Annotated in this window: 19 protein-coding genes; 13 read left to right on the forward strand and 6 right to left on the reverse strand. The window is 71.7% G+C overall.

Annotated features, from left to right (window positions below; genetic code table 11):
• Positions 1–3 precede the first annotated feature (3 nt).
• Together sucB and ACFQ2V_RS07155 are read left to right on the forward strand one after the other, a co-directional pair.
• Complete coding sequence (gene sucB, locus ACFQ2V_RS07150) at positions 4–1,869, forward strand: 2-oxoglutarate dehydrogenase, E2 component, dihydrolipoamide succinyltransferase (RefSeq protein WP_386051966.1); 1,866 nt, start codon at positions 4–6, stop codon at positions 1,867–1,869.
• 26 nt (positions 1,870–1,895) lie between these two features.
• Positions 1,896–2,804, forward strand: coding sequence for a TIGR01777 family oxidoreductase (locus ACFQ2V_RS07155; RefSeq protein ID WP_386051967.1), 909 nt, complete (start codon positions 1,896–1,898; stop codon positions 2,802–2,804).
• On the opposite strand, the gene ACFQ2V_RS07160 is transcribed toward ACFQ2V_RS07155, so the two are convergent.
• The gene (locus ACFQ2V_RS07160) at positions 2,782–4,272 is read right to left on the reverse strand and encodes a serine/threonine-protein kinase (RefSeq protein WP_386051968.1); all 1,491 of its coding nucleotides are present in this window, start codon (positions 4,270–4,272) and stop codon (positions 2,782–2,784) included. The genes ACFQ2V_RS07155 and ACFQ2V_RS07160 overlap by 23 nt on opposite strands.
• A 55-nt stretch (positions 4,273–4,327) precedes the next feature.
• Complete coding sequence (locus ACFQ2V_RS07165; protein ID WP_386051969.1) at positions 4,328–5,395, reverse strand: Gfo/Idh/MocA family protein; 1,068 nt, start codon at positions 5,393–5,395, stop codon at positions 4,328–4,330.
• 36 nt (positions 5,396–5,431) lie between these two features.
• On the opposite strand from ACFQ2V_RS07165, the gene lipB reads away from it, so the two are divergent.
• From lipB to ACFQ2V_RS07200, 7 genes are all read left to right on the forward strand, one after another.
• Positions 5,432–6,091 carry a lipoyl(octanoyl) transferase LipB gene (gene lipB, locus ACFQ2V_RS07170; protein WP_386051970.1) on the forward strand — a complete coding sequence of 220 codons (660 nt, stop codon included), beginning with the start codon at positions 5,432–5,434 and terminating at the stop codon, positions 6,089–6,091.
• A gap of 48 nt (positions 6,092–6,139) precedes the next feature.
• Complete coding sequence (locus ACFQ2V_RS07175) at positions 6,140–7,102, forward strand: ABC transporter ATP-binding protein (protein ID WP_386051971.1); 963 nt, start codon at positions 6,140–6,142, stop codon at positions 7,100–7,102.
• On the forward strand, positions 7,099–8,187 hold the full coding sequence (locus ACFQ2V_RS07180; protein ID WP_386051972.1) for an ABC transporter permease subunit: 1,089 nt from the start codon (positions 7,099–7,101) through the stop codon (positions 8,185–8,187). The genes ACFQ2V_RS07175 and ACFQ2V_RS07180 overlap by 4 nt, the downstream gene beginning before the upstream one ends.
• A 111-nt stretch (positions 8,188–8,298) precedes the next feature.
• Positions 8,299–8,655, forward strand: coding sequence for a YciI family protein (locus ACFQ2V_RS07185; protein ID WP_386051973.1), 357 nt, complete (start codon positions 8,299–8,301; stop codon positions 8,653–8,655).
• Positions 8,656–8,730: 75 nt separating this feature from the next.
• Entirely contained in the window at positions 8,731–9,606 is an 876-nt protein-coding gene (locus tag ACFQ2V_RS07190) for an RNA polymerase sigma factor (protein ID WP_386051974.1), read from the forward strand.
• Between the two features lie 89 nt (positions 9,607–9,695).
• Positions 9,696–10,721: a lipoyl synthase gene (gene lipA / locus ACFQ2V_RS07195; protein ID WP_386051975.1), complete on the forward strand. Its 1,026-nt coding sequence runs from the start codon at positions 9,696–9,698 to the stop codon at positions 10,719–10,721.
• Between the two features lie 5 nt (positions 10,722–10,726).
• Entirely contained in the window at positions 10,727–11,461 is a 735-nt protein-coding gene (locus ACFQ2V_RS07200) for a DUF4191 domain-containing protein (protein WP_386051976.1), read from the forward strand.
• An 87-nt stretch (positions 11,462–11,548) separates the two neighbouring features.
• Here the strand turns inward: ACFQ2V_RS07200 and ACFQ2V_RS07205 are convergent, their stop codons facing one another.
• Positions 11,549–12,031 (reverse strand): RDD family protein, encoded by a 483-nt coding sequence (locus tag ACFQ2V_RS07205; RefSeq protein WP_386051977.1) that lies wholly within the window; start codon positions 12,029–12,031, stop codon positions 11,549–11,551.
• Between the two features lie 201 nt (positions 12,032–12,232).
• Between ACFQ2V_RS07205 and glnA (ACFQ2V_RS07210) the strand changes: the two genes are divergently transcribed.
• The 4 genes from glnA (ACFQ2V_RS07210) (at position 12,233) to ACFQ2V_RS07225 (ending at position 16,869) form a co-directional block, all read left to right on the forward strand.
• Positions 12,233–13,657, forward strand: a complete 1,425-nt coding sequence (gene glnA, locus ACFQ2V_RS07210) for a type I glutamate--ammonia ligase (RefSeq protein WP_386051978.1) — start codon at positions 12,233–12,235, stop codon at positions 13,655–13,657.
• 80 nt (positions 13,658–13,737) lie between these two features.
• Positions 13,738–14,181 carry a DUF1810 domain-containing protein gene (locus ACFQ2V_RS07215; RefSeq protein WP_386051979.1) on the forward strand — a complete coding sequence of 148 codons (444 nt, stop codon included), beginning with the start codon at positions 13,738–13,740 and terminating at the stop codon, positions 14,179–14,181.
• Complete coding sequence (locus ACFQ2V_RS07220) at positions 14,178–15,623, forward strand: MFS transporter (RefSeq protein ID WP_386051980.1); 1,446 nt, start codon at positions 14,178–14,180, stop codon at positions 15,621–15,623. Before ACFQ2V_RS07215 ends, ACFQ2V_RS07220 begins: the two co-directional genes overlap by 4 nt.
• Before the next feature lie 247 nt (positions 15,624–15,870).
• Positions 15,871–16,869 (forward strand): peptidoglycan-binding domain-containing protein, encoded by a 999-nt coding sequence (locus tag ACFQ2V_RS07225; protein ID WP_386051981.1) that lies wholly within the window; start codon positions 15,871–15,873, stop codon positions 16,867–16,869.
• Positions 16,870–16,927: 58 nt separating this feature from the next.
• On the opposite strand, the gene ACFQ2V_RS07230 is transcribed toward ACFQ2V_RS07225, so the two are convergent.
• Genes ACFQ2V_RS07230 through glnA (ACFQ2V_RS07240) form a run of 3 tightly spaced genes read right to left on the reverse strand, consistent with a single transcriptional unit; the run spans position 16,928 to position 22,577 of the window.
• Complete coding sequence (locus tag ACFQ2V_RS07230) at positions 16,928–18,196, reverse strand: MFS transporter (protein WP_386051982.1); 1,269 nt, start codon at positions 18,194–18,196, stop codon at positions 16,928–16,930.
• The gene (locus ACFQ2V_RS07235) at positions 18,193–21,225 is read right to left on the reverse strand and encodes a bifunctional [glutamine synthetase] adenylyltransferase/[glutamine synthetase]-adenylyl-L-tyrosine phosphorylase (RefSeq protein WP_386051983.1); all 3,033 of its coding nucleotides are present in this window, start codon (positions 21,223–21,225) and stop codon (positions 18,193–18,195) included. Before ACFQ2V_RS07235 ends, ACFQ2V_RS07230 begins: the two co-directional genes overlap by 4 nt.
• A gap of 14 nt (positions 21,226–21,239) precedes the next feature.
• A complete protein-coding gene (gene glnA / locus ACFQ2V_RS07240) occupies positions 21,240–22,577 on the reverse strand; it encodes a type I glutamate--ammonia ligase (protein WP_386051984.1) in 1,338 nt (445 codons plus the stop codon).
• Positions 22,578–22,597 lie beyond the last annotated feature (20 nt).

Here is a 22,597-nt window from a genome sequence, read left to right on the forward strand (position 1 = left end):
GTCATGTCAGAACGCGTGACCATGCCGGCCCTGGGTGAGTCAGTCACCGAGGGGACCGTCACCCGCTGGCTGAAGAGCGTCGGCGACCAGGTCGAGGTCGACGAGCCCCTGCTCGAGGTGTCCACCGACAAGGTCGACACCGAGATCCCGTCCCCCGTGGCGGGCACGCTGCAGGAGATCCTGGCGCAGGAGGACGACACCGTCCCCGTCGGCGCCGACCTCGCGGTCATCGGCGATGGTGCCGCTCCTTCCGGCGGGGGCGAGGCGCCAGCGACCGAGGCTGCCCCCGTGCCGGAGGCAGCACCTGCTGCTCCCGCCCCCGAGGCGCCCAGCACCGACCAGGAGCCCCAGGCCGCGACGAGCGAGCCCGAGGCCGCTCAGGCCGAGCAGCCCCAGGCCGGCGCGTCGTCGTCCGAGAGCGGCGAGGGCCAGACGGTCACGATGCCGGCTCTCGGCGAGTCCGTCACCGAGGGCACGGTCACGCGGTGGCTCAAGGCCGAGGGCGACGAGGTCGCCGTCGACGAGCCTCTGCTCGAGGTGTCCACCGACAAGGTCGACACCGAGATCCCGTCGCCGGTCGCCGGCACCCTGACCAAGATCCTCGTCCAGGAGGACGACACCGTCCCGGTCGGCGCCGACCTCGCCGTCATCGGCGGGGCCCCCTCCTCCGCGCCAGCGCAGGCCCCGAAGCAGGAGGCCCCCCAGCAGGAGGCACCCCAGCAGGAGACACCCCAGCAGGACACCTCGGCCCGGGCCGACGCGGCAGCCGCGCAGCAGGCCGCCGCTCCGTCGCCCGCTGCCCAGGCTCCAGCCCAGGCAGCGGCCCAGTCGGGCGAGCAGCAGGCCGCGGGCCTGCCCGCCGAGGCATCGCGCCCCGCCGCGCAGCAGTCCCCCGAGTCGGCAGCACCGGCTGCGGCCTCGTCCCGTGACGACGCCGCCGCGTACGTCACGCCCCTCGTGCGCAAGCTCGCCTCGCAGCACGGTGTCGACCTCGGCTCCATCACGGGCACCGGCGTCGGTGGACGCATCCGCAAGCAGGACGTCCTCGACGCCGCCGAGGCCGCGAAGGCACCGGCCGCGCCTGCTCCCGACGCTGCTCGCGCCGCAGCTGCGGCGGCCGCGCCGAGCGCCCCGGCGGCCCCGGCGGCCGCCGCCGTCTCACCCAAGCGCGGCACCCGCGAGAAGATGAGCCGCCTGCGCAAGGTCATCGCCACGCGCATGGTCGAGTCGCTCCAGGTGTCGGCGCAGCTGACCACCGTCGTCGAGGTCGACCTCACGAAGGTCGCCCGCCTGCGCGCCAAGGTCAAGGGCGACTTCGAGGCGCGCGAGGGCACGAAGCTCAGCTTCCTGCCCTTCCTGGCCCTTGCCGCCACCGAGGCGCTCAAGGCGCACCCGATGGTGAACGCCAGCATCGAGGGCGACGAGATCGTCTACCACGGCACCGAGAACCTCTCGATCGCCGTCGACACCGAGAAGGGCCTGATCGTCCCGGTCGTCAAGAACGCCGGCGACCTCAACATCGCCGGGCTCGCCCGGGCGATCGCCGACGTGGCGGCGCGCACGCGCAACAACAAGATCACGCCCGACGACCTCGCCGGTGGCACGTTCACCATCACCAACACCGGCAGCCGCGGTGCCCTGTTCGACACGCCGATCATCAACCAGCCGCAGGTCGCGATCCTCGGCACCGGTGCGATCGTCAAGCGCCCCGTGGTCGTCACCGACGCCGACGGCGGCGAGACGATCGCGATCCGCTCGATGATGTACCTCGCGCTGTCCTACGACCACCGCATCGTCGACGGTGCCGACGCCGCCCGCTTCCTCGGCACGATGAAGTCGCGGCTGGAAGAGGGGCGCTTCGAGGCCTGAGGCCTCCCCCCCGTGAGGAGCACGACATGACGAGGCGCGTCGCCGTCACCGGTTCGTCCGGACTGATCGGCGGCGCGCTTCGTCGTCACCTCGAGGCGCGTGGCGACGAGGTGCTGCGTCTGGTCCGGCGCCCGGCGACCGCGCCGGGCGAGGTCGAGTGGGACCCCGCTGCGGGTCGACTCGACGAGTCCGCCCTCGACGGTGTCCACGCCGTCGTCAACCTCGCCGGCGTCGGCATCGGTGACCGCCGCTGGGACGCCGAGCACAAGCGCGAGATCGAACGCTCCCGCACCGACGCCACCGGCACCGTCGCCCGCGCCCTCGTTGCGCACCACGAACGCACCGGCCGAGCCATCCGGCTCGTCAACGGCTCCGCCGTGGGCTACTACGGCGACCGCGGGGACGAGCTCCTCACCGAGGACAGTCCACCGGGCCGCGACTTCCTTTCCGGGGTCGTGGCCCGGTGGGAGGCTGCTGCCCAGCCGGCCGTCGACGGCGGCGTTCCGGTGGCCTGGCTGCGCACCGGCCTGGTGATGGCACCTGACGGCGGCGCGTTCAAGCCGGTGCTGCTCCTCGGTCGGCTAGGGCTCGGTGGCCCCATGGGCTCGGGCCGCGAGTGGTGGCCGTGGATCAGCCTCGTCGACGAGGTCCGCCTGCTGACCCACCTCGTCGACCACCCCGAGCTCGCGGGTGCCTTCAACGGTGCGGCTCCGGGCAGCGCCCGTCAGAAGGAGATCGCGGCGGCCGTCGGTGCGGCCCTGTCGCGGCCCGCGGTCCTTCCCGCGCCACGCCTGGCGTTGCGGGCGGTCATCGGCGAGTTCGCCGACTATGTGGTCGCGAGCCAGCGGGTCCAGCCGACGGCGCCTCTCGCGAGCGGGTTCACCTTCGAGCACCCCGACCTGACGAGCGCCGTCAGCTGGCTGGTGCAGTCGTGATGCTCGTGAGCCGCCAACCCTGAGAGCCCCGGGTCAGGGCGAAGTCGAGGCGGCGCCCGGTGTCCGCCGGCCGGTCGGAGCGCCTGCCGTCACGTGACACGACGACGTATGCCGTCCAGTCCACGCGGGCGCGCAGCACCGCCCTGCCCGTGTCACCCGACACGTGGATCGCCTCGGCGACCTCGAGCCGCAGACCCTCCCAGCGCACGCGCGACTCGCGGAGCCGAGCGACGAGAGCGGCATCGCTCGCGGCGCTCGGGGAGCCACTCGCATGGACGCTGCCCAGAGCGCTCTCGTCGAGACCCACCAGGGCTCGCGCCCGCCGGTCGCTGAGCGCCTGCAGGAGGTCCTCGGGCCGACGTGCCGGGCTGGTGGCGTCGCGGACCACCTCGTCGGAGGCCGAGGGCGGGGTCGCCGAGATCGACGGAACAGGCGTCGGGCGCGCCGTCGCAGCCGTCACTGCGGCGCCTGCGGTCGGGGCCTGGCGAGCAGCCAGGGCCCATCCGGTGACACCGAGCACCGGCACCGCCACCACGGCAGCCACGAGGACGCGCGTGCGCCACCGGGCGCCTGCGGTGCCCGGCTCGGCCGGCGCATCGCGCCCGGCTTCGGCGCGAAGCCGGTGGGTGAGGGCCGACGCCTGGTCGGGGCCGACCACGACCTCCACGGCTTCGACCGGCGCGGCGTCGTAGAACAGTCGCGCCAGCTCGGCCGCTGCCGGGCGGCGCTGCGGATCGGGGTCGATGGCCTGCGCGATGACCTCGGCCATCTCGGGGCCGACATGGCTCACGACGGTGTCGAGGTCGAGCCGGGTCATCGTGTCGGGTGCACCGTTGCCCGTCAGGCAGAACCACGCGACCGCCCCGAGCGAGTACACGTCGGCCGCCTCCCCGGGCTCGTCGCCGAGCAGCACCTCGGGGGCGACGAAGCCGGCCGTGCCGTGCACCGCGCCGGGCTCGCGACCTGCCACCCGGGCGGCGCCCAGATCGAGCAGGACGGGTCGACCGATGCGCGTCAGCGTGATGTTGGACGGTGAGATGTCGGTGTGCACGCCACCTGCCGCGTGCACGTGCGCGACAGCCTCGCAGATCGGCGTCAGGACGGTGACCACCTCGCCCGGGCGCAGGTGTCCGCGGCTGGCCACCATGCCCCGGAGCACGGCCCCTCGGACGAGGTCGAAGACCAGCGCCTCTCGCCCGTCGGACAGCGGGACGACTGACCGCAGCCGCACGAGGTGGTCGTGCTGGACCGCGGTCAGCACCTGCTGCTCGACCAGTGCCTGCCGGGCGTCGGCGCCGTCGCGGGCGCGGTGCGGCACCTTGACCGCCACCGGGCGCCCGGTGGCGTCGACGCCCGACCACACGACGGCGGACCCGCCAGCGCCGATCACCGCGTCGAGGCGGTGCCCGGGGACGTCGGGGACGTCGTCGGACAGGTCCTGGGTCGGCTCGCGGGTGCTGTCGCTCACCCGTTCATGCAACCAGCGTCGGCCGGACCCACGAGCCCGTCGTCCACAGGCTCGCTCAGGGGGTCTGCCCGGGCGTGACGACGTCGACCACGCGCCGGTCCCGCGCGCTGATCCGGGCTGCGTCGATGACGGCGAGCACGTGCACGGCGTCACGCGGGTCGACGGGCATCGTGGCCTGGGGGTCCCTGCTGGTCAGGGCCGCCGCGACGGCGCGGTAGAAGTCCGCCTGGTCGGCGTCCGTCACGACCGGACCGGGCTCACGCTCGTCGCCGCGCACGATCCAGCCGACGGCGTCGCCCTGGTTGGCGAACTCCGTGAACGAGCTGACGTCGTCGAACTGCTTGCCGATGACGTAGGCCCCGGCGGAGCCGTTGACGCGGGCCCGCGGACCGGGGGCGCCGTTGACCGAGCTCGCGATGACGTGGCTCACGACACCGGACGTGTGACGGCAGGCGAGGAAGGTGTCGTCCTCGGCCGTCACGGTGCGGGAGTCGAGCTCGGCGAACACCGACTCCACCTCGCCGTGGAGCAGCACGGCCTGGTCGATGAGGTGGCTGTGGAGGTCGAGCAGCAACCCACCGCCCTCGGCCGGGCCGACCGTCTCGCGCCAACGCTGCCTGGGCACGGGCCGCCAACGGTCCCAACGGTATTCGGCGCGCCAGATCTCTCCTACGAGCTCGCCGTCGCGGACGGCACGCAACGCGGCCAGCTCGGGGTCGAAGCGCCTGTTGTTGAAGACAGTCAGCGGCACGCCGCGGTGGGCGGCCTGGTCGACGACGTCGAGAGCTCGGCTCGCGTCGACCGCGAGCGGCTTGTCGACGACCAGCGGCAGCCCCGCGTCGATGACCCGCTCGGCCTGCTCGGCGTGCACCCCGCTGGGCGATGCGAGCACGACGAGGTCGATCCCGTCGACACCGAGCAGCGTCTCCAGGTCGGGCACCACCTCGGCATCGGGCAGGTCGGCCCGTACCTGGTCGGCGCGCGTCGCGTCGGAGGTCGACACCGCCGCGACGGTCAGCCCGGCGCGCTCGATGAGGGGCGCGTGGATGCCTCGGCCGGCCGAGCCGTACCCGACGAGCCCGACGCGCAGGGAGGTGGACGGGACGGCTTCGGCAGAGGGCATTCCGGCATCGTATGCCGCTCGGCGTACCCTGACCGCATGCGTCTCGTGCACCTCGGCCTCGACCCCGACTTCGTCGACTACGAAGAGGCCTGGCAGGTGCAGCGCGACACGCACGCGAAGGTCGTCGCCGGCGAGGAGCCCGACACCGTCTACCTGCTCGAGCACCGAGCCGTCTACACGGCGGGCAAGCGCACGGAGCCCCAGGAACGCCCCAACGACGGCACCCCCGTCATCGACGTCGACCGCGGCGGCAAGATCACCTGGCACGGGCCCGGGCAGATCACCGGCTACCCCATCGTTCGTCTCCCGGCGCCCATCGACGTCGTCGGCTACGTGCGCCACCTCGAGGAGATGATGATCCGCGTGTGCGCCGACTTCGGGGTCGAGGCCGGACGCGTCTCGGGCGAGAGCGGCACGTGGATCGCCGCCGACGAGCGTGGGCCGCGCCGCAAGATCGGGGCCATCGGCATCCGCGTCAGCCGGCAGGTGGCGATGCACGGCTTCGCCTTCAACTGCAACCCCGACCTCTCGTGGGGCGACGTCATCATCCCGTGCGGCATCGTGGGCGCGGGCGTCACGTCGCTGTCGTTCGAGCTCGGCCGTGACGTCCCGGTGACCGAGGTGCTCCCCCACGTCGAGAAGCACCTCGCCGACATCCTGCCCACGCTGCAGCCCAACCGCCGCGCACTGACCTGACCGACCCCCTAGGGTGTCGACCACCAACCGGTCGAACCAGGGGGATCGATGGACGCCGCCGTCCGCACCGTCAACCTACGCAAGACGTACCTGTCCCGCGGCTCGCGGCGGGTCGCCGTCACGGGACTGTCGATGGCGGTTCCGCTCGGTGGGGTGCACGGCTTCCTGGGGCCCAACGGGTCGGGCAAGACGACGACCATCCGGATGCTCCTCGGCCTGGTGCGGGCCGACTCGGGCACGGCGGAGGTCTTCGGCGAGCCGGTCCCCCGGCGGCTGCCCCATGTCATCGACCGGGTCGGCGCCATCGTGGAGTCGCCGAAGTTCTTCCCCGCCTTCACGGCCCGGCAGAACCTCGGCCTCCTGGCGGGCGCCATCGGCAGCCCGCGGCACCGCGTCGACGAGGTGCTCGAGGCAACCCACCTGGGTGACCGTGGCCGTGACAGGTATGCCGGGTTCTCCCTCGGCATGAAGCAGCGTCTTGCGATCGCGGCGACCCTGCTCAAGGAACCCGACCTGCTCATCTTCGACGAGCCGACGAACGGGCTCGACCCGGCGGGCATCCGCGAGGTCCGCGACACCATGAGATCGCTTGGCGCACAGGGTAAGACGGTCCTGGTCAGCTCACACATCCTGGCCGAGGTCGAGCAGGTCGCCGACACCGTCTCGATCATCGGCAACGGCACGCTCCTCGCCGAGGGGCACGTGCGCGACATCCTCGGTGGGCAGGCACAGGCACGAGTGCGCGTCGGCGTGGCCTCACCCGAGCGGGCCGCGCAGATCCTCCAGGCGGACGGCTTCACGCTGACCCGCGAGGGGCAGCAGCTGCTCGTCGGGGCCGAGGACCCGTCCGCGATCACACGGTCACTCGCCGGTCACGGCCTCTACGTCAGCGAGCTCGTGCCGGTCCGCCCCGACCTCGAGTCGGCGTTCCTGGCCCTGACCGCGGACCAGGGGCTCGGCAGCGACTCCGACCGGACCGCAGGCGGGGTCCGGGCAGGGGGTGCGGCATGAGCGAGACCCTGGCGCCGTCGGATCCCCGACCGCGCACCGAGCGGCGGCCGTTCGGCACCTCGTTCGCCGGTCTGGTCGGTGTCGAGCTGCGCCGTCTCTGGTGGCGGCGCCTCACGAGGGTGGCCGTCGTCGCGCTCGTGCTCTTCACGGGCGCGGCCGTCTACAACGCCTACAGCTCGAGCACGCCTGAGCGCCTCGCCCAGCAGCTCGACGACTACAAGGCCCTCGTGGCCGACACGAAGCGCCAGCAGGCCGAGTTCAAGGAGCAGCTGCCACAGATGCTGGCCCAGTGCCGGCAGGACCAGGCAGCCGAGCGGGAACGCTCCGGTGACCAGTCCATCGACTTCGGGTGCGACGCGATCACCGGCCCCACCGAACCGACCCTGGAGCAGTTCGGCCTCGTGCCGCCGGTGGCCGACGTGATCACCGCCGGCATCGCCACCTCCGCCGCCTACCTCGTCGCCTTCCTCGCCTTCGTGCTCGGCGCCAGCGCCGTCGGGGCCGAGTTCACGACCGGGTCGATGGGCAGCTGGCTCACCTTCCAGCCACAGCGCGTCAAGGTCGCGGTCACGAAGCTCGCCGCGGTCGCGCTCGGCGGGGCAGGCCTCGCCGTCACCTTCGGGCTGCTCACCAACCTGGGTGCCCGCATGGTAGCGGTGGTCAACCGGCCCGGTGAGGAGCTGGTCCTTCCCGAGCCCGACGCCGTGACCGACTCGGTCCCCCAGCTGCTCCTGCGCGTCGTGGCGCTCGGGGTCCTCGCCGCGGTCTGCGGCGCCGCGCTCGCTCTGGTGCTGCGCTACACGGCAGGCGTCGTCGGGGTGCTCCTCGCGTATGCCATCGGCGTCGAGCTCATCGCGGCGCAGGCCTTCCTGCAGGGCCGGCTCCGGCCGTGGACCGTCAGCACCAACGTCGAGGCCTTCCTGGGCAAGGGGACGACGTACTTCGCCGAGACGTGCGACGCGAGCACGTGCACGTTCGCCTCGCAGCCGCTGTCCTACACCCATTCCTGGGTCTTCCTGCTGGTGCTCGGGGTCGGGCTCACCGCCGTGGGCGTGCTGACCTTCCGCCGCCGCGACGTCGCCTGACGGGCAGACCGAAGGGCTGATCGCCCCGCGCGACCTGTCGATGTGCGCGCGAACCGTTCGTCGTAGGGGTAGCCGGACAGCCCGGCGGACACGAACCAAGGAGAGACCGACATGGCCAAGTACCTCGTCCTCATCTACGGCAGCGAGCAGGAGTGGGACGCCCAGACGCCTGACCAGCTGCAGGCCAAGGAGGCCGGCCACATCGCCTTCTCCCGCGCAGCCGGCACGGGGCGCCTGAGCGGGCAGGAGCTCGAGTCGTCGACGACCGCCACGACCCTGCGCGCGTCAGGCAACGGCACGCCGATCGTCACCGACGGGCCGTTCATGGAGACGAAGGAGGCGCTCGGTGGTTTCTACGTCCTCGACGTGCCCGATCTCGACGCCGCCGTCACCCTCGCGAGGATGCTGCCCGAGCTGCGCGAGCAGCACGGGGCCGTCGAGGTGCGTCCGATCGTCGACCACGGTTGAGCCGGCCGCGATGACGTCCCGAAACGGCCCGGGGGCTGGCTGACCACCGTCGCAGTCAACCGCGCCCGCGACGTCGTGCGCCGCGAGGCGCACGGGCGGCGCCTGCTCCCGATGCTCGTCGTCGACGAGCACGACCCCGAGCCGTATGCCGTGGGCGAGCGCACGGTGCCCGACGACCGGCTGCGGCTCGTCTTCACCTGCTGCCACCCGGCACTCGCGCCAGAGGCCCAGGTCGCGCTCACCCTGCGGCTCGTGTGCGGCCTGTCGACCGCCGACGTCGCACGCGCCTTCCTCGTGCAGGAGTCGACGATGGCGGCGCGCATCACCCGCGCGAAGAAGAAGATCGCGACGGCGCGCAATCCCCTATCGGGTCCCCCTCCCTCCGAGCTGCCGGTGCGGCACGGTCCCGTGACCGACGTCCTGCACCTCGTGTTCACGACAGGACACACGGCGCCGAGCGGCAGCGACCTCGTTCGGCAGGATCTCGTGGACGTCGCGATCCGGATGGGCCGGATGCTGCACCGGCTGCTGCTCGGCGAGGCCCTCGCGCAGGGACCACCCGACCGCTTCACGGTCGAGGCGGCGATCGCGGCCGTCCACGCCGAGGCGCCCACGTGGGAGCAGACGGACTGGGCCGAGGTCGTCGGTCTCTACGACGTGCTCGTCGGCCTGTGGCCCTCCCCCGTCGTGGCGCTCGGCCGCGCCGCGGCGCTCGGGTTCCGCGACGGCCCCGAGGCCGGGCTCGGCGCGCTCGAGCCGCTCCTCGACGACCCGACGGTGGCGACCTACCCCTACCTCAGCGCCACCCGGGGCGACCTGTTGCGGCGGCTCGGGTCGTGGCACGAGGCAGCCATCGCGTACGGGGAGGCCCTCGCCCTCGCGGACAACGAGGCAGAGCAGGCGTTCCTGTCGGCGCGCCTCACCGAGGTGCGTGCACGCGGCGGCGGCTGACCCGGCGTCATGGCATACGGGGGTGGTCGGGAGCGTTGTCGATCAGGCGTAACCTGTGCGAAGCAGCAAAACCCGACCTAGGAGTTCGTGTGTCTGTCGTTCCCGACGGCCGTCGTCTGCTGCGCGTCGAGGCGCGCAATGCCGAGACCCCCATCGAGCGCAAGCCCTCGTGGATCCGCACCACGGCGAAGATGGGCCCCGAGTACACCGCGCTCCACTCGATGGTGAAGTCCGAGGGACTGCACACGGTGTGCCAGGAGGCAGGCTGCCCCAACATCTTCGAGTGCTGGGAGGACAAGGAGGCCACCTTCCTCATCGGTGGTGACGTCTGCACCAGACGCTGCGACTTCTGCGACATCGCGACGGGGCGCCCGACCTCCCTCGACCTCGACGAACCGCGCCGGGTCGCCGAGTCCGTCGCCCGGATGGGGCTGCGCTACTCGACCGTGACCGGAGTCGCGCGAGACGACCAGCCCGACGGCGCCGCCGGGCTCTACGCCGAGACGATCCGCCAGATCCATCTGCTCAACCCGAACACCGGCGTCGAGATCCTGCCGCCCGACTTCGGCGCCAGGCCGGAGCTCGTCGGCAAGGTGTTCGACGCCCGCCCCGAGGTGTTCGCGCACAACCTCGAGACGGTGCCGCGCATCTTCAAGCGCATCCGCCCCGCCTTCACCTACGAGAAGTCGCTCACGGTGCTGACGATGGCGCGCGAGGCGCAGCTCGTCACGAAGTCCAACCTGATCCTCGGCATGGGCGAGACCGACACCGAGATCGAGGAGGCCATCCGCGACCTCCACGACGCCGGCTGCGACATCCTCACGATCACCCAGTACCTCCGGCCCTCGAAGCTGCACCACCCCATCGACCGGTGGGTCAAGCCCGAGGAGTTCGTGCACTGGTCCGAGGTCGCCGAGGAGATGGGTTTCAAGGGCGTCATGGCCGGCCCGCTCGTGCGTTCGTCCTACCGGGCGGGCCGTCTCTGGGCGACCGCGATGCGCAAGTGGGGCCGCGAGATCCCGGCCCACCTCTCGCACCTCGCCGAGGCCGCCGAGGCCCCTGCGCGCCAGGAGGCGGCGTCGTTGGTGGCCCGCGCGCAGAGCGCCGTATCCTGAGCACCATGGCACGCAACAAGGACGGGGACGCGTCGAGCGCACCCCTGGAGAAGAAGCAGGGACGGCTGTCCCAGATCCGCGACGTCTACCGGATCTCGAGGCAGGCTGACCCGCTCATCGGCTGGTACATGCTCCTGGCGTTCCTCGTCACCCTCGGCGTACTGCTGGGGGTCGGTTTCCTCGTGAAGCTGCCGTGGATCTTCGGCGGCTTCGGCGTGCTCTTCGGCATCCTCGCCGCGACGATCATCATGAGCCGGCGCGCCGAGCGAGCCGCGTACGGCCAGATCGAGGGCCAGACCGGCGCTGCCGGCGCCGCGCTCACCTCGATCCGGCGCGGGTGGTACACCGACCGCGAGCCCGTCGCCGCCGACGTCGCGCGGGCAGGCGACATCAGCTCGGCCGCCATGGTCTACCGCGCCCTCGGCCGCCCCGGCGTCGTCCTCGTCGGCGAGGGCCCGACGTCCCGGGTGCAGAAGCTGCTCGCCGCGGAGAAGAAGCGCGTCGAACGCGTGGCCCCCGGAGTGCCCGTCACGACCCTCCGGGTCGGCAACGGCGAGAACGAGGTGCCGCTGCCCAAGCTCGCGAGCAAGGTCCAGCGCCTCAAGCCGCAGATCACCAAGGACGAGATGGCCATGGTCAACAAGCGCCTCAAGGCGCTCGGTGGCCTGCGCGCTCCCCTGCCGCCGGGCGTCGACCCGACGCGTGCCCGCATGGACCGCAAGGCACTGCGCGGCAAGTGACCCCCGATCGAAAGAGCAGTTCGTCCCTCGTGGGCGGACTGCTCTTTCGCTGTCACGGGACGAGCTGGACCATCTGTCGTCGAGCGTTCAGCGGGTGCGGACGACGACGGTGCCGGGCACCTTGTCGTGCAGCCCGCGCCCGTCACGGTCCCAGACGACCGCGGGGATGAAGATCGCCAGCAGGATGGTGCGGACGACGGCCTGCACCGGCATGACCCGGCCCGACGCCAGCGACCGCACCTGCAGCCCGACGATGCGGTGACCGATGGTGTAGCCGAGCGTGCCGACGAGCAGCAGGTGCATGACGGCGAAGACGCCGAGTACCACGAAGTTCTGGCCGCCGGTCGCCGGCGGCTGCGAGAACGGCAGGGGCACGGCGAACAGGCCCCGCGCGATGACGGAGGCTATCCCCCAGTCGAGGAGCACCCCGACGAGGCGGATGCCGAAGCCGGCGACCGAGCCCGGTCCCTTCTCGGGGAGCCCGAGGTCGCGGCCCCGGTACTGTCCGTCGGTGCTCGTGCGCGCTCTCGGGCCCTGGAGCCAGGAGCCGAAGTCCTTGCGGTCCACCACGGCCCCAGCCTAACGAGATGCGACTCGTGCGCTTTGCCCGGGCCTGTCCATCCGTAACACCCGCGAAACATCGGGGTCATGGACGAGAAATCGCGAGTCGATAGTGTCATCGACGACAGCACGAGGCCGTCGCTCGATTCCTGCCGCGCTCACGAGTGCCCGGGAGGCGCGTGACGACCTCGCCCCACATCAGGAGGTTGGATGTTCAGCTCAGCTGACGAGGTCCTCAAGTACATCAAGGACGAGGACGTCAAGTTCGTCGACATTCGGTTCTGTGATCTGCCCGGTGTCATGCAGCACTTCAACGTGCCGGCTGAGTCGGTCGACGAGGACTTCTTCACCGTTGGTCAGATGTTCGACGGGTCCTCGATCCGCGGTTTCCAGGCGATCCACGAGTCCGACATGAAGCTCGTCCCGGACCCCGCCACCGCGTTCATCGACCCGTACCGCGCCGAGAAGACGCTGGTCATGAACTTCTCGATCCTCGACCCCTTCACCGACGAGCGCTACAGCCGCGACCCCCGCAACATCGCGAGCAAGGCCGAGGAGTACCTCAAGTCGACGGGCATCGCCGACACCGCGTACTTCGGCGCCGAGGCCGAGTTCTACGTCTTCGACGACGTGCGCTTCGAGACGAAGGCGAACGCGTCGTACTACTACCTCGACTCCATCGAGGCCGCGTGGAACACCGGTCGCGAGGAGGAGGGCGGCAACCGGGGCTACAAGACCCGCTACAAGGGCGGCTACTTCCCCGTCTCCCCCGTCGACCACTTCGCCGACTTCCGCGACAAGATCTGCCTCGAGCTCAAGGAGGTCGGTCTCAACGTCGAGCGCAGCCACCACGAGGTCGGCACCGCGGGCCAGATGGAGATCAACTACCGCTTCAACACCCTGCTGCACTCGGGCGACGACCTCATGAAGTTCAAGTACGTCGTCAAGAACTCCGCCTGGGCGCAGGGCCACACCGCGACGTTCATGCCGAAGCCGCTCTTCGGCGACAACGGGTCGGGCATGCACACGCACCAGTCCCTCTGGAAGGACGGCGAGCCGCTCTTCTACGACGAGCGCGGCTACGGCGGCCTGTCGGACATCGCGCGCTGGTACATCGGCGGCCTGCTCAAGCACGCCCCGTCGCTCCTCGCGTTCACGAACCCGACGGTGAACTCCTACCACCGCCTGGTCCCCGGCTACGAGGCCCCGGTCAACCTGGTCTACTCGGCCCGCAACCGTTCGGCGTGCGTCCGCATCCCGATCACGGGCACGTCGCCGAAGGCCAAGCGCATCGAGTTCCGCGTGCCCGACCCGTCGGCCAACCCGTACCTGTGCTTCGCCGCCCAGCTGATGGCCGGTCTCGACGGCATCAAGAACCGCATCGAGCCGCCGGAGCCGGTCGACAAGGACCTCTACGAGCTGCCGCCCGAGGAGCACGCGGCCATCGAGCAGGTCCCCGGCTCGCTGCCCGAGGTCCTCGCCGCGCTCGAGGCCGACCACGACTACCTCCTCGAGGGCGACGTGTTCACGGCCGACCTCATCGAGGCCTGGATCGAGTACAAGCGCAAGAACGAGGTCGACCCGATCCGCTTCCGCCCGCACCCTCACGAGTTCGAGATGTACTTCGACCTCTGACCTCGCTCCGCGCCAAGCACTATTCCGAAGGGCGGTCCACCACGGTGGGCCGCCCTTCGGCGTCGGGTAGGACGGTAGGTATGGACGACGACCCCTACGACCTCGAGCGCTTCATCCGGGCCCAGGACCGCGGCGGCGCCTACGCTTCCGCCCTGGCCGAGCTGCGTGAGGGCAGCAAGCGCGGCCACTGGATGTGGTTCGTGCTGCCTCAGGTCGCCGGGCTGGGTCGCAGCGACATGGCGAGGGCGTATGCCGTGTCGGGCCTTTCTGAGGCGCGTGCCTACCTGCGTCACCCGGTGCTCGGGCCTCGCCTGCGCGAGTGCGCCGCCGCGCTGGACGCCCTGGGGGCGACCGATCCGGTCGAGGTCCTCGGCGGCATCGACGCGAGGAAGCTGCGCTCGTCGATGACGCTCTTCGAGCGGGCTTCCGACGGCGAGCAGGAGGCCGAGCCGTTCGCCCGCGTGCTCGAGCACTTCTTCGGAGGTCGCCGGGACGACGCGACGAACGGGATCCTCGGCTCGTGACGAGCGAGCCGTCAGCAGGGCCGACACCCGACGACGCGCCCGACCCCAGACGCTGGAAGGCCTTGTGGGTCTGCCTCGTCGCGGGCTTCATGACGCTGCTCGACGTGAGCATCGTCAACGTCGCACTCCCCTCGATCCAGAGCGGGGTCGAGGCCACGCCGAGCGACCTGCAGTGGGTGGTGTCCGGCTACGCGCTCGCGTTCGGCCTCACCCTCGTTCCGTCGGGCCGCATCGGCGACGCCGTCGGCCGGCGCACGGTCTTCGTCGTCGGGGTGGTGCTCTTCGGCCTGTCGAGCCTGGCCTGCGGGCTGGCACCGAGCGCGGAGCTGCTCGTCGTGGCGCGGCTGGTGCAGGGCGCGGCAGGCGGCATCCTCAACCCGCAGGTCTCGGGCCTGATCCAACAGCTGTTCCGCGGCGCGGAGCGCGGCCGGGCCTTCGGTCTGCTCGGCGCGACCATCGGGATCTCGACGGCGGTCGGCCCGGTCGTCGGTGGTCTCCTGCTCGCCGCCCTGGGGGCCCAGTCGGGGTGGCGGTGGATCTTCTTCGTCAACCTGCCCGTCGCAGCCGCCGCGGTCGTGCTCGCGATGCGTTGGCTACCCGACCCGCCGGCTCGGGTCCGGGGCCGACGCATCGACGTCGACCCGGTCGGCGTGCTGCTGCTCGGCGCAGGCGTGCTCGGCATCCTGCTACCGGTCGTGGAGTCGGGGCGAGGCGGCTCGACGGTGCCGTGGTGGGTGGGCCTGGTCGGCGTCGTCCTCGTGGGGGCGTTCCTGGCGTGGGAGCGTCGCTACACCAACGAGGGCCGCGAGCCGCTCGTCGACCTCTCGCTCTTCACCGTGCGGGGATACCCGTCCGGAGCGACCGTCGGCACGATCTACTTCGGCGGCTTCACGGGGATCTTCTTCGTGCTGACGATCCACGTGCAGCAGCAGCTGCACTACTCGCCGCTGCTCGCGGGCCTGACCGTCACGCCGTTCGCGCTCGGCTCCGCCGTCACGTCCGCCCTGGGTGGGCGCCTCGTGAGCCGCTACGGGCGCCTGCTCGTCACCGTTGGTCTCGTCGTCGTGCTCATCGGCGTCGTCGCCGTCGCGATCACGGTCGCCGCGGGAGACGGTCCGGACCTCGGGTGGCGGCTGCTGGCGCCGCTGCTCGTGGCCGGCATCGGCAGCGGCTTGGTCATCTCCCCCAACATCACCCTGTCCGTCGACGGGGTTCCGGTCGAAAGAGCCGGGACCGCGGGGGGTCTGCTCCAGACCGGCCAACGCATCGGCACAGCGATGGGCATCGCCCTCGTCGGGGCCGTCTTCTACGCCGGGGCAGCGGGAACAGGTGAGCTCGATGCCGGCGGCGCGCTCAAGGTCTGCGCCGCGCTGGTCACTGCAGCGCTCGCTGCGAGCGCGGTAGACCTGCGCAACCGACGGCGCGTGAGCGGGCCCGCCTGACGGCATACGGCGCCTCAGGACCACCTGACGGCACGCGCCGCGCCAGAAGTCGCGGCGTGTCGGTCCCACCGTTTCGCCGATAACTGTGCAGTAACCGGACATATGGGGTTTGAATGGCGCAACCCGCGTTCGCCGGCCCCGACGGCCTCCTCTCCACGCGCCCGGGATCACAACACCACACCCCTCGCGCCCCGCCACCCTGCCTCGCGTCCGGGTGGATCTCGACAACCCTGTCTCGGAGACCGTCATGAACCACACCGCCATGTCCCGACACCGATCCCGGCGCGGCGTCGTCGGCCTGCTGCTCCCGGCTGTCGCTGCGCTCGTGCTGGGCTGGACGACCGCGCCGGCCGCAACCGCCGGAGGTACTCCCCCGCCGCCGGTGCCGGCCACCCCGACGGGCCTGCCGACCGCCCTCGAGGACCTCTCGGCCTACGTGCCGCCCACCAGCTGCGACGCGCGCAGCAGGCCCGGCACCCTCAAGCTCGCCCAGCTCCTGCAGGCCACGTACGGGGCGACGTACGGGCTCTCCCGCAGCTGCACCTCGGCGACGTCACCGTCGGAGCACTCCGACGGTCGTGCCGTCGACTCCTTCTTCAACATGCGCAACACGGCCGAGCGTGCCGAGGCGAACGCGCTGATCACCTGGCTCCTGGCCAAGGACAAGGCCGGCAACCCGTACGCCAACGCCCGCCGCCTCGGCATCATGTACATCATCTGGAACGACAAGATGTGGAGCTCCTACCGGACCTTTGAGGGCTGGCGCCCCTACAGCACCTGTGCGACCACGCCCGCCTCCTCGTACGACACGGCCTGTCACCGCAACCACATCCACGTCAGCCTCTCGTGGGAGGGCGCGACCGGTCGCACCTCCTTCTGGACCAAGCAGGTGGCCCCCGTCGACTGGGGCCCCTGCCGCCTCCCCGACCTCAACTGGGCCGTCGGCTGGTCGGCCCCCAACCCGGACCGCTGCCCGAGCTACCCCGTGGTGAAGGCCCCCGCCGGCGCCGGCGCCCTGCTCAAGGAGCTGGTGCCCCGCTCGGGCATGGTGCTGCGTCCGGGCATGTCCGGGACGGCTGTCACGACGCTGCAGAAGGCCTTGGGCGTCTCGCCCACCGGCAACTTCGGCTCGACCACGACGGCTCGCCTCAAGTCATGGCAGAGCGCCCACCGCCTGCCCGTCACAGGGATCACGTGGCCGGCGACGTGGCGCGCGTTGCTCTCCGCCAACGGCATGCCCCGCTGACCTCCAGCACCCGAGCCCGGGTCGGACACGCCCGGCTCCCGGCGACCTCCCGGGTGGCTCAGGCCGCGTGGGAGGTCGTCGGTGCGTAGGCCCGGTCGACTGCGGTGCGCACCCGCCGGTGGGGCCAGGTCGCGGCGAGCAGGGCGACGAGGGCCAGGCACACCGCGGCGCAGATCGTGACGCCGAGGTAGGCGTTGGTGTGCTGGCCGACCCAGCCGGCCGCTAGGTAGGAGGCGCCGGCTGCGGCGATGGAGACGGAGCCGGCCAGGCTGAAGATGCGGCCTCGCAGGTCAGGCTCGGTGACCAGCGCGAAGGTCGCCTGCAACGGGACCATGAACGCCTGGAGCATGCCCGACCCGAAGAACAGGGCGGCCACCACCCAGATCGGGGGGTGCAGGGCCGTGATGAGCAGCGGCAGGGGCATCGCGAGCGCCAGGGGCACGATCGACCGGTTCTGCTGATGCACGTCCCACCGGCCGATCAGCACGATGCCGACGACGGCGCCGATGATCGGGGCGGCCATCAGCACCCCGCCCCAGCCGTTCTGGCCGGCGATCGGGATGGCCAGCGCCTCGGGGGCCGCGATGCCCAGGCAGGCCACCGCGCTCAGCGTGACGAGGCGGGCTAGCACGGGGTGCCGGGCCAGGTCGGCGGCCGCGGTCGACAGGTCGCGTGCGAAGCCGCGAAGCCCGCGACCGCGCTCGCCCGACACGGGCCTGAGCTGCGCGACGAAGAGGATGACGAGCGCGGCCACGACGAAGGTGACGAGGTCGAAGAGCAGGCCGGTCTCGGGACCGAGCAGGGCGACCAGGGCACCCCCCACGGCCAGCCCGATGGCCTGGTTGAACTGCTCGGACATGGCCCCGAGCCCGACGGCCCTGGCATAGAGGTGCCGGTCGTCGAAGAGGTCGGTGACCAGCACCATGTTCGACGCCGACGAGGCGCCCCCGATGAGCTCGAGGGCGAAGAGGACGAGGAACATCACCCAGAGCGCAGAGCCCTGCATGACGAGCCACATCAACCCGAGCACGCAGGTGGCGCGCAGCAGGTGCGACCAGATGAGCACCCACTTGTAGGGGAAACGGTCGACCACCGGCCCGATGAGGCTGCGTCCGAAGAAGGTCGGCACGAGGCTGACGGCGAGGGTCGTGGCCGTGGCGAGCGGGGACTCGGTGCGTTCGAACACCACCGCGGCGATGGTGATGCGCGCGATGTAGTCGCCCCACATCGACAGGGCGTTCGCGAGGAAGATCGGCAGGAACCGGGGGACGCGGAGGACGTCCGCGTACGTCGGCACGACGCTGCCGGTCCCCTGACTCGAGCTCACGGGACGACGCTACCCCCAGGCGGGGAGTCGTAAAAGTTGAAATCAGCGGCGTGGCGGGAGCGCCGTGCCACGCGTCGCCACAGCTCCGCCAGGGCGGCCCCTTCGCCCGCCTGCCGGCCCATGATCCGACCGATCCCGTCGAGGTCGCGTACGTCGGACGGCACGCTGTCGATCGGCCTGCCCCGCCAGAGGACGCCGGCGTTGCGCATGAGCGAACCGAGGCGCCAGGCCTCCCGAAGAGCCTTGACGTCCTCGGCGGACACCAGCCCCTCTGAGGCCAGCGCCGACAGGCCGGCCATCGTGCCGGCGACACGCAGCGCGGGGTGCGCGTTCGCGTGCTGGAGCTGGTGCAGCTGGACGACCCACTCGACGTCGCTCAGACCGCCCCGGCCCAGCTTGAGGTGGGTGCGGGGGTCGGCCCCCCGCGGCAGCCGCTCGCTCTCGACACGGGCCTTCATGGTGCGGATGTCCCGCACCTGGCTCGCGTCGATGCCCCCCTCGGGCCAGCGGAGCGGGTCGATGAGCTCCAGGAAGGCATCGGCGATCGACTGGGGGCCGGCGATCGGCGTGGCGCGCAGCAACGCCTGGAACTCCCAGGTCAGCGCCCAGCGCTCGTAGTAGGTGCGGAACGAGTCGATGCTGCGCACGAGCGGCCCGGCCTTGCCCTCGGGCCGCAGGTCCGGGTCGAGCCCCAGTGCGGGGTCGGGCCCGGAGCCCGAGAGGAGCTTGCGCAGCTCCTGGACCACGAGCGTGGCCCGGGCCTGGACGTCCTTCTCCTCCGAGCCGGGATGCGGCTGGTGGACGAACATGACGTCGGCGTCGGAGGCGTAGCCCAGCTCTCGACCGCCCAGGCTCCCCATCCCGACGACGAGGATGTCGCCACCGATCGGCTCACCCTCCCGGCGTTCGACCTCGCGGGTCGCGACGTCCAACGCCACCTCGATCGTGGCCGCGGTGAGGTCGCTCAGCGCGGCCCCCACCCCGGGCAGGTCGACGACGCCGACCAGGTCTCCCATGACGATGCGGAGCAGCTCGTGTCGACGGATGGCCCGCACCGCGGCGGCTGCGTCGGCCGCGGACTCGCGGCGCCCGGCCGCCGACTGCATGGTCGAGGCGATCGCCTCGCGCGACCGCGGTGTGAGTCCGTTGTCGTCGCCGAGGATCGACACGCTCTCGGGCGACCGCACCAGCAGGTCGGCGGCATACCGGCTGCGGGCGAGGCAGTGCGCCAGGCGGTCGGCCGCGCGCCCCTCGTCGCGGAGCATCTTGAGGTACCAGTGGGTCGTTCCCAGCTCGTCGGAGACGCGGCGGAACGACAGGAGGCCGGCGTCGGGGTCGGCCTCGTCGGCGAACCAGCCGAGCATGACCGGCAGCAGGGTGCGCTGGATCGCCGCGCGCCGGCTCACACCGGTCGTCAGCGCCTCGATGTGGCGCAGGGCGCCGGCGGGGTCGCGGAAGCCGAGCGCGAGCAGCCGCTGCTTCGCGGCCTCGGGGCTCAGGCGGGCCTCGGTCGGGCTCAGCTTGGCGGCTGCGGCCAGCAGGGGTCGGTAGAAGAGCCGCTCGTGCAGCCGCCGCACCTCGCGCGCCGACGCCTGCCGGTCGGCGACGACCGCGCTCTCGGGGTGGGTTCGATGACCCATGGCCCGCCCGAGCCGGCGCAGGTCGGACTCGGCGACGGGCATGAGGTGGGTGCGGCGAAGCCGGTGGAGCTGGATGCGGTGCTCGAGGCAGCGCAGGTGACGGTAGGCCCGGTCGAGCGTGGCCGCGTCGTCGCGACCCACGTAGCCGCCGCGGGCCAGGGCCGCCAGGGCCTCGAGGGTCGTGGCCGAGCGGAGGCTGGGGTCGGTGCGTCCGTGGACGAGCTGCAGCAGCTGGACGCTGAACTCGACGTCGCGCAGCCCGCCGGGGCCGAGCTTGAGCTGGCGCTGCGCCTCGTTGGCCGGCACGTGCTTCTCCACGCGGCGGCGCATCGCCTGCACGTCCTCGACGAAGTGGTCGCGGCCGGCCGCCTCCCAGACCATGGGTGAGATCTCCGCCTTGTAGCGAAGGCCGATCTCCTTGTCGCCCGCCGAGACCCACGCCTTGAGGAGGGCCTGGAACTCCCACGTCTTGGCCCAGCGCTCGTAGTACGCCTTGTGGCTGCTGATGGTCCGCACGAGGGGCCCCTGCTTGCCCTCGGGGCGAAGGGCAGCGTCGACGGGCCAGAGGGTGCCCTCCGGTGTGGGGGCGGAACAGGCCCGCATGGTGGCCGTGGCCAGTGCGGTGCCGACCTGCAGCGCGGTCTCCTCGTCGACGCCCTCGGCCGGCTCGGCGACGAAGATGACGTCGACGTCGCTGACGTAGTTCAGCTCGCCGCCGCCGGTCTTGCCCATGCCGATGATGGCGAGCCTGCAGGCCTCGTGCCCGTCGCCGTACTCCTCACGGGCGATGGCCAGGGCGGCGTCGAGCGCAGCCTCGGCGAGCTCGGCCAGCGCCTCGCCCACGGCCGGCATGTCGGCCAGCGGGTCGGCGGCCGTGACGTCGAGCGCCGCGATGTGCAGCAGTCCCCTGCGGTAGGCGATGCGCAGGGCGTCGAGGGGCGAGCGCTCGCCCCGACCCCCGGTCACCGCGTGCACGAGGTCGGTGCGCACCTGCTCACCGGGCCGACGCTGCGCGTTGACGGTGTCGACCCAGTGCTCCGGGTGGCGCACCAGCTCGTCGACGAGGGCTGTGGAGGCACCGAGCACACCGAGCACGCGGGTGCGGCCCACTCCCTCCGTGGCGAGCTCGCGGGCGAACGCCGAGATCCCCCAGCCGGGCGGGTCTCCTTGTGCCGCAAGGGACTCCGCAACCCTGACGAGGCCGAGCAGCCCCTGGTCGGGGTCTGCGGTGTCACCCACCACGGCGACGAGGTCGTCGAGCCTGCCTTCGGGGAAGGCGGCGCGCAGCGGCAGCAGGGCGCGGTCGTCAAGCAGGCTCGCGGCGCGCTTGGGGTCGGCGAACCCGAGCCGGGCGAGGGTTCCCTCGGTGGTGCTGGTGCGTGAGGACATCGGAGTCGGGCGCGTCACAGCCTCGGCAGGTAACGGGTCAGCTCGAACTGGCTGACCTCGTGACGGTAGTCGAGCCACTCCTGCCGCTTGTTGCGCAGGAAGAAGTCGAACACGTGCTCACCGAGCACGTCGGCGACGAGCTCGCTCTCCTCCATCACCTCGAGCGCGCGGCCGAGCGAGGCGGGCAGCGGCTTGATGCCCATGGCTCGACGCTCGGCGTCGGTGAGGCTCCACACGTCGTCCTCGGTCTCGGGCGGCAGGTCGTAGCCCTCCTCGATGCCCTTGAGACCGGCACCGAGCATGACGGCGAAGGCGAGGTAGGGGTTGCAGGCGGCGTCGAGGGACCGCACCTCGACACGCGTCGACTGGCCCTTGTTCGGCTTGTGCATGGGCACCCGGACCAGGGCCGAGCGGTTGTTGTGGCCCCAGGTCAGGTGCGCGGGCGCCTCTCCCCCGCCCCAGAGGCGCTTGTAGGAGTTGACCCACTGGTTGGTCACCGCCGCGATCTCGGCGCCGTGGCGCAGCAGCCCGGCGATGAACTGCCGACCGACCTTGCTCAGCTGGTAGGGAGCACCGGCCTCGTAGAACGCGTTGGAGTCGCCCTCGAAGAGCGACAGGTGGGTATGCATGCCCGAGCCGGGGTGCTCGGAGAACGGCTTGGGCATGAAGGTCGCGTAGATGCCCTGGGTCAGAGCCACCTCCTTGACCACCGTGCGGAAGGTCATGATGTTGTCGGCCGTGCTCAGGGCGTCGGCGTAGCGCAGGTCGATCTCGTTCTGGCCGGGGGCGCCCTCGTGGTGGCTGAACTCGACCGAGATGCCCATGTTCTCGAGCATCGTGATCGCGGCGCGGCGGAAGTCGTGCCCGGTGCCGTGCGGCACGTGGTCGAAGTAGCCGGCGTCGTCGACGGGGACCGGGCGTCCGTCGGGTCCGCGGCCCTGCTCGAGGAGGAAGAACTCGATCTCGGGGTGCGTGTAGAACGTGAAGCCGAGGTCGGCGGCCCTGCCGAGCGCGCGCTGCAGCACGTGCCTCGGGTCGGCGAAGCTGGGCGTGCCGTCGGGAAGCTGCAGGTCGCAGAACATGCGGGCCGTGCCGGGCGGGTCGCCGCGCCACGGCAGGATCTGGAAGGTCGACGGGTCGGGCTTGGCGAGCATGTCGGCCTCGAAGACCCGGGCGAAGCCCTCGATGGCCGAACCGTCGAAGCCGATGCCCTCGGCGAACGCACCTTCGAGCTCGGCCGGCGCCACGGCCACCGACTTGAGGGTGCCGAGCACGTCGGTGAACCAGAGACGGACGAAGCGGATGTCGCGCTCTTCGATCGTGCGCAGCACGAACTCTTCCTGACGGTTCATGTGTCGATCCTGCCGCATCG

It is taken from the genome of Terrabacter terrigena (assembly GCF_042676085.1).
Lineage (GTDB): Bacteria > Actinomycetota > Actinomycetes > Actinomycetales > Dermatophilaceae > Terrabacter > Terrabacter terrigena.